The organism is Pseudomonas sp. (genome assembly GCF_032058845.1).
In the GTDB taxonomy this organism is placed as follows: domain Bacteria; phylum Pseudomonadota; class Gammaproteobacteria; order Pseudomonadales; family Pseudomonadaceae; genus Aquipseudomonas.
In genome coordinates this window covers 1-5,260 of the sequence record NZ_DAMCCR010000172.1, presented here as the reverse complement: position 1 = coordinate 5,260, position 5,260 = coordinate 1, and the positions used below count along the sequence as shown (strand labels likewise).

The 5,260-nt window shown below is 62.5% G+C and carries 7 protein-coding genes; 4 read left to right on the top strand and 3 right to left on the bottom strand.

Annotation, left to right across the window (positions count from 1 at the left end; all coding sequences use genetic code 11):
- Positions 1-267 precede the first annotated feature (267 nt).
- A complete protein-coding gene (locus RT028_RS19900) occupies positions 268-1,140 on the top strand; it encodes a DUF6515 family protein (RefSeq protein ID WP_312937155.1) in 873 nt (290 codons plus the stop codon).
- 141 nt (positions 1,141-1,281) lie between these two features.
- Here the strand turns inward: RT028_RS19900 and RT028_RS19895 are convergent, their stop codons facing one another.
- Entirely contained in the window at positions 1,282-2,553 is a 1,272-nt protein-coding gene (locus tag RT028_RS19895; protein ID WP_312937154.1) for an Hsp70 family protein, read from the bottom strand.
- Between the two features lie 163 nt (positions 2,554-2,716).
- On the opposite strand from RT028_RS19895, the gene cbpA reads away from it, so the two are divergent.
- From cbpA to RT028_RS19880, 3 genes are all read left to right on the top strand, one after another.
- A complete protein-coding gene (cbpA, locus tag RT028_RS19890) occupies positions 2,717-3,664 on the top strand; it encodes a curved DNA-binding protein (RefSeq protein WP_312937152.1) in 948 nt (315 codons plus the stop codon).
- 2 nt (positions 3,665-3,666) lie between these two features.
- Positions 3,667-3,972 carry a chaperone modulator CbpM gene (locus RT028_RS19885; protein ID WP_312937150.1) on the top strand — a complete coding sequence of 102 codons (306 nt, stop codon included), beginning with the start codon at positions 3,667-3,669 and terminating at the stop codon, positions 3,970-3,972.
- A gap of 96 nt (positions 3,973-4,068) precedes the next feature.
- On the top strand, positions 4,069-4,485 hold the full coding sequence (locus RT028_RS19880) for a hypothetical protein (protein WP_312937148.1): 417 nt from the start codon (positions 4,069-4,071) through the stop codon (positions 4,483-4,485).
- A 3-nt stretch (positions 4,486-4,488) separates the two neighbouring features.
- Here RT028_RS19880 and RT028_RS19875 read toward each other — a convergent pair whose 3' ends face one another.
- The gene (locus RT028_RS19875; RefSeq protein ID WP_312937146.1) at positions 4,489-5,007 is read right to left on the bottom strand and encodes an N-acetyltransferase family protein; all 519 of its coding nucleotides are present in this window, start codon (positions 5,005-5,007) and stop codon (positions 4,489-4,491) included.
- 67 nt (positions 5,008-5,074) lie between these two features.
- The coding region (locus tag RT028_RS19870; protein ID WP_312937144.1) for a hypothetical protein at positions 5,075-5,260 on the bottom strand (186 nt) is incomplete at its 5' end.

Below are 5,260 nucleotides of genomic sequence, written 5' to 3'. Positions count from 1 at the left end.
ACGCACGGTGGTGTGAGAGGACGGCGGATGTGAATCCGCCTCCTACTCGATCCTGGCGTTTGCCACGGTCCTTGGGCCCGGTGTGCAGTGCGCTGACGTGCCGAGATGATGCTGGGAAGGCCGCCAAGCTGCGCCGTCTGCACATCTATCGGCATCGGTTGCGGCACTGCGCGCTGACTGGACCAGGTACAGACACCGCTCGTACACAGCCTTGGCCGCAGCGTAGACTCGACAGCGATATCGCAGCCGATGCTTGAGGGTCATTGCATGAAGTCAGGATTCAGCCATCGGGCCAGTGTGGGGATGCTGTGCATGAGCCTGGCAGCCGGTGCATTGGCCGAGGGACCGCTGCAAGGGCCGGGGCCGGCTGACGAGGCGGGCATGGGCCGCTCGCCGCTCAATTCCCGTGACGAGGTCTGGCAGACGCAGCCACCGCGTCCTGGCTACTACCAGGACATTCCCCGCCGGGAGGGTGACTCTCGCCACTGGCAGGCCGGCGGCCTAGGGCAACGGCCGGGCGGCAACTGGCCAGGGCGGCCTGATGGACGCGGCAATGGCTGGGGTGGCGGGCCGCAGTATCGGCCAGGGCATCGGGTGGATGGCTTCGCCGGGCAGTACTGGAAAGTGCCGTATCAGGGGCAGGACTATTTCTATTCCGGTGGCTACTGGTACCGGCCTTATGGTCGCTCGTATGTGGTGATCACCCCGCCTTATGGTTTGCGTGTGGATGGGCTGCCCGACTATGCCCAGGAGGTTGCGCTCAATGGCCAGCCATTGTTCGTGGTCGCGGGTGTCTACTACCAATACCTGCCCGGCAGTGGCCAGTACGTGGTGGTCGATCCGAACGCGCCTCGACCGATACCGCAGCCGATGCCGATGCCGATGCCACAGCCGCAGCCGCAGCCGCAGCCGGTGCCTGGGCAAGCGCCTCAGATCAGCGCGTACCCGGTGAACGGCCAAAGCCCTCAGCAGCAGGAGCAGGACACCTACGATTGCTATCGCTGGGCCGTGGGCCAGTCAGGTTTTGATCCGGGCAACGCGCCGTATGCGCCAGCGCCCCAGGTATTGCAGGTGTATCAGCAGACGCTCGGTGCGTGTTTGCAAGAGCGCGGTTATCAGTTGCAGCCGACGGATCGTTAGCGACATCCGCGCCTGTCTTGGGCCGGCGAAGCCGCCCTGGTCCGGGTCTCTGGCAGTAGGATTGAACGAGTCGTTAGTCTGGCTCGTGCTCACGCGGCTTATCTGATCCGCAGAAGGCCAGTGAGTCCTGGCTACCCGCCCTCAGACCGCCCCATACCGCTTGCGCGCCTCGATCGCCAGGCCGCTGCCGATGCTGCCGAATATATTGCCCTCTACGTGTCGAGCGTTGGGCAGCATGGCGGCCACGCTGTTACGCAGCGCCGGAATACCGCTCGAACCGCCGGTGAAGAACACCGTATCCACTTGTTGCTCACTCACTCCCGCCTTGCCCAGCAAGTCACGCACGCTGGCACGCACCCGTTCCAGCAGGCCATCGATGGCGCTTTCGAACAGGTCGCGGGTCAGCTCGGCGCTCAGCCCAGGCTCGACCCGGCTGAGGTCGATACGCCGGGCCGGCTGTTCGGTCAGATCGATCTTGCTGGCTTCCACTTCCATCGCCAGCCAGTGCCCGGCGCGTTGTTCGATCAGGTTGAACAGACGATCGATGCCCAGGGTGTCCTCGATGTCGTAGCGCATGCTGGCCAGGGCCAGCTGGGATTTTTTCGAGTACAGCGCGTTGATGGTGTGCCAGGTGGCCAGGTTCAGGTGATAGCTGGTCGGCATCAAGGCCTGGCTCTTCATCCGGCTGCCGTAACCGAACAGCGGCATCACCCCTTGCAGGCTGAGCTGCTTGTCGAAATCGGTGCCGCCGATGTGCACGCCGCCGGTGGCCAGGATGTCGCTGTGGCGGTCGGCGAGCAGATGGCGTTCGGGTGACAGGCGAATCAGGCTGAAGTCGGACGTGCCGCCGCCGATGTCGACGATCAGGACCAACTCTTCCTTGCTGATGTTGGCTTCATAGTCGAACGCTGCGGCAATCGGCTCGTACTGGAACGACACCTCCTTGAAGCCGATCTTGCGCGCCACCTCGGCCAGGGTGTCTTCGGCCTCCTGGTCAGCGGCCGGGTCTTCGTCGACGAAGAACACCGGGCGGCCCAGCACCACCTGTTCGAACTCACGCCCGGCATTGGCCTCGGCGCGCTGCTTGAGCTCACCGATGAACATGCCCAGCAGATCCTTGAAGGGCAGGGCGGTGCCCAGCACGCTGGTGTCGTGCTTGATCAGCTTGGAGCCCAGCAGGCTTTTCAGCGAGCGCATCAGGCGCCCTTCGTAGCCTTCGAGGTATTCGTGCAGGGCCAGGCGGCCGTACACCGGACGCCGTTCCTCAAGATTGAAGAACACCACCGACGGTAGTGTGATCTTGCCGTCCTCCAGCGCGATCAGCGAATCGACGCCCGGGCGGTGCCAGCCGACCGTGGAATTGGAGGTGCCGAAGTCGATGCCGCAGGCGCGGGCCGGGGAGAGGTCAGACATGAAGAAAAGCTTCCGGAGGCAAAACGGCCGCGCAGTGTATGCGAGTCGACAGCTAAATCAAGACCGGTCATCCGTTGCAAGAAGCGCCCAAGCAGGCCTTGAACGGCTATCCTTGGCCCTTATCTTCAGTTGCAATACGTAACTTCACATTGGTGACCCTTGGATGGACTTCAAAGACTACTACAAGATATTGGGCGTCGAGCCGACCGCAGATGACAAGGCCATCAAGGTCGCCTATCGCAAGCTGGCGCGCAAATATCACCCGGATGTCAGCAAGGAGCGCGACGCCGAGGACAAATTCAAAGAGGCCAACGAGGCCTATGAAGTCCTGGGCGATGCCCAGAAACGCGCCGAGTTCGACGAGATCCGCAAGTACGGCGGCCAGCACGGTCGGCCGTTCCAGGCACCGCCTGGCTGGGAAAATCGCGGCGGTGGCGGCGGCTTCGAGAACAACGACTTTTCCGACTTCTTCAGTTCGATGTTCGGTGCCCGTGGCGGTAGCCCGTTCGGTCGCGGACAGCAGCAGAGCAGCGCTCGCAGAGGGCAGGACGTGGAGCTGGAGCTGGCGGTGTTCCTGGAGGAAACCCTGAGCAAGGAATCCAAGCAGATCAGCTTCCAGGTGCCGCAGAGCAATGCGATGGGCCAGCGCACTGGCTTCACCACCAAGACCCTGAACGTGAAAATCCCTGCCGGTGTGACCGACGGCGAGCGCATTCGCCTCAAGGGCCAAGGCGCTCCGGGCCTGGGTGGTGGTGCCAATGGCGACCTGTTCATGACCATTCGTCTGGCGCCGCACCCACAGTTCGATGTCGAAAACCACGATCTGGTCATCACCGTGCCGCTGGCTCCGTGGGAGGCCGCACTGGGCACCAAGGTCGCGGTCCCGACCCTCACCGGCAAGATCAACCTGACCATCCGCCCCGACAGCCAGAGCGGCCAGCGGTTGCGCGTCAAGGGCATGGGTCTGGCCACCAAGCAGGGCGAGCGCGGTGATCTCTACGCACAGCTCAAGGTGGTGATGCCCAGCCAGTCCGACGCCGCTACCCGCGCACTATGGACCCAGCTTTCCGAACAGGCCGCCTTCGACCCGAGGGCCAACTGGAGCAAGTGACCATGAGCAGCACCCTGATCGTGCAACTGGACATGCCCACCCTTTGCCGTGAAGCCGACGTGTCGGCCGACTACGTGATCGAGATCGTCGAGCATGGCATCGTCGAGCCACGGGGTCGAACGCCGCAAGACTGGCTGTTCGACGATCAGGCGCCGCTGCTCACCAAGCGCGCGGTGAAGATGCACCAGCAGTTGCAACTGGAATGGGAAGGCGTGGCGCTGGCGCTGGAACTGCTCGACGAGGTGCGGCATCTGCGTACCGAGAACAGCAGGTTGCGCCAGCAGTTGGGGCGGTTTACGCAGTGTTGAGCGGGCGGCGTCTGACATTTTTGTCAGTAGACGATCTGGTCGGCGTTTCTCATAGTTCAAGCCTGAGCTGTCTTATCAGACAAAGAGGTTTCGACAATGAGCATCGTGACTGCCAAGGATAAAAACGACTACATCAAGCCGATCTCCAGTGGAGGCGTGGTTGTCGTCGAACTCTTCAAGGATTCGGGCAAGGCCAGCCCCGCCGTTAGCGCGTACTTGGAGCAGTGGTCAGCGCACGCCGACCCCGCTATCACGTTCGTGAGAGTCCCGCTGGCGCTAGCACAGGCCGACGCCGACACGTTCAAGGTGTCCGTCGAGAGACCCGCGTCATCCAGCAGTGCCGCTGGCGAAAAGCCCACATTTGCCCTCAGCGCGCCTACCGTCTTGTACTTTAAAAATGGCAAGTGCGTGAAGGAGGAGCTGGGCAGCTATGCCAACGACAACTATACGAAAGGCGCCGATCCTGCCAGAGGATGGTACGAGCTGAAGCTGGCTGAGGTTATGCGCGGTTAGGCGCTAGCACCGGGGTGTGGCGTCCGTATCCAGCTGCAACTGCATGAAGGTCAGGTCCAGCCAGCGACCGAACTTCATCCCCACCTGAGCCATCTGCCCAGTCACGGCAAACCCCAACCGTTCATGCAGGCGAATCGAGGCGGCATTGCCGCTCTCGATGGCGGCCACCATCACATGCTTGCCGCAGGCGCGGGCCTTCTCGATGAGCGCCGCCATCAACTGTGGTGCCAGGCCCTTGCCGCGCTGATCTTGGCGGATGTACACCGAATGCTCCACGGTCAGGCGAAAGCCCTCGAAGGGGCGCCAGTCACCGAACGACGTGTAGCCCAATACGCCCGTGTCATCCACCGCCACCAGAATCGGATAACCCTGCTGCTGACGGGCGTCGAACCACGCTTGGCGGTTAGCGAGATCTACCGGGACTTCGTTCCAGATGGCGAGCGTGTTGTGCACTGCATCGTTGTAGATGGCGAGGATGCCGGGGAGGTCGTCGGGTGTGGCTGGGCGGATGGCTAGAGTCATGAGCTCATTCGTTGGCAGTTGGAAAGTTTGAGTAGGGGTGCGCGGGTGACATTGGTATCCAGGCCATTTATAGGCGTGATGAGTGATTGTCGTCCAGCTTGCGAGTTTCGAGTGTAGGCCTTCTGCCAAGCAGGCTGGCAAGTTGAATCTTGGTGAATTGGAGTTGCGGCATCGGGCCGGCTACGCCGTCCATCGCGGCGGGACTGTCAGTTTTTTTGTGTGCAGGCCGGTAACGGCCTGCCGCCAGGCAGGC

What these genes read in the sequence shown, in the direction of transcription:
- RT028_RS19880 (WP_312937148.1), top strand. Translation starts at nt 4,069, where the DNA reads ATGAGCATCGTGACTGCCAAGGATAAAAACGACTACATCAAGCCGATC.
- RT028_RS19895 (WP_312937154.1), bottom strand. Translation starts at nt 2,553, where the DNA reads ATGTCTGACCTCTCCCCGGCCCGCGCCTGCGGCATCGACTTCGGCACC.
- RT028_RS19875 (WP_312937146.1), bottom strand. Translation starts at nt 5,007, where the DNA reads ATGACTCTAGCCATCCGCCCAGCCACACCCGACGACCTCCCCGGCATC.
- cbpA (WP_312937152.1), top strand. Translation starts at nt 2,717, where the DNA reads ATGGACTTCAAAGACTACTACAAGATATTGGGCGTCGAGCCGACCGCA.
- RT028_RS19900 (WP_312937155.1), top strand. Translation starts at nt 268, where the DNA reads ATGAAGTCAGGATTCAGCCATCGGGCCAGTGTGGGGATGCTGTGCATG.
- RT028_RS19885 (WP_312937150.1), top strand. Translation starts at nt 3,667, where the DNA reads ATGAGCAGCACCCTGATCGTGCAACTGGACATGCCCACCCTTTGCCGT.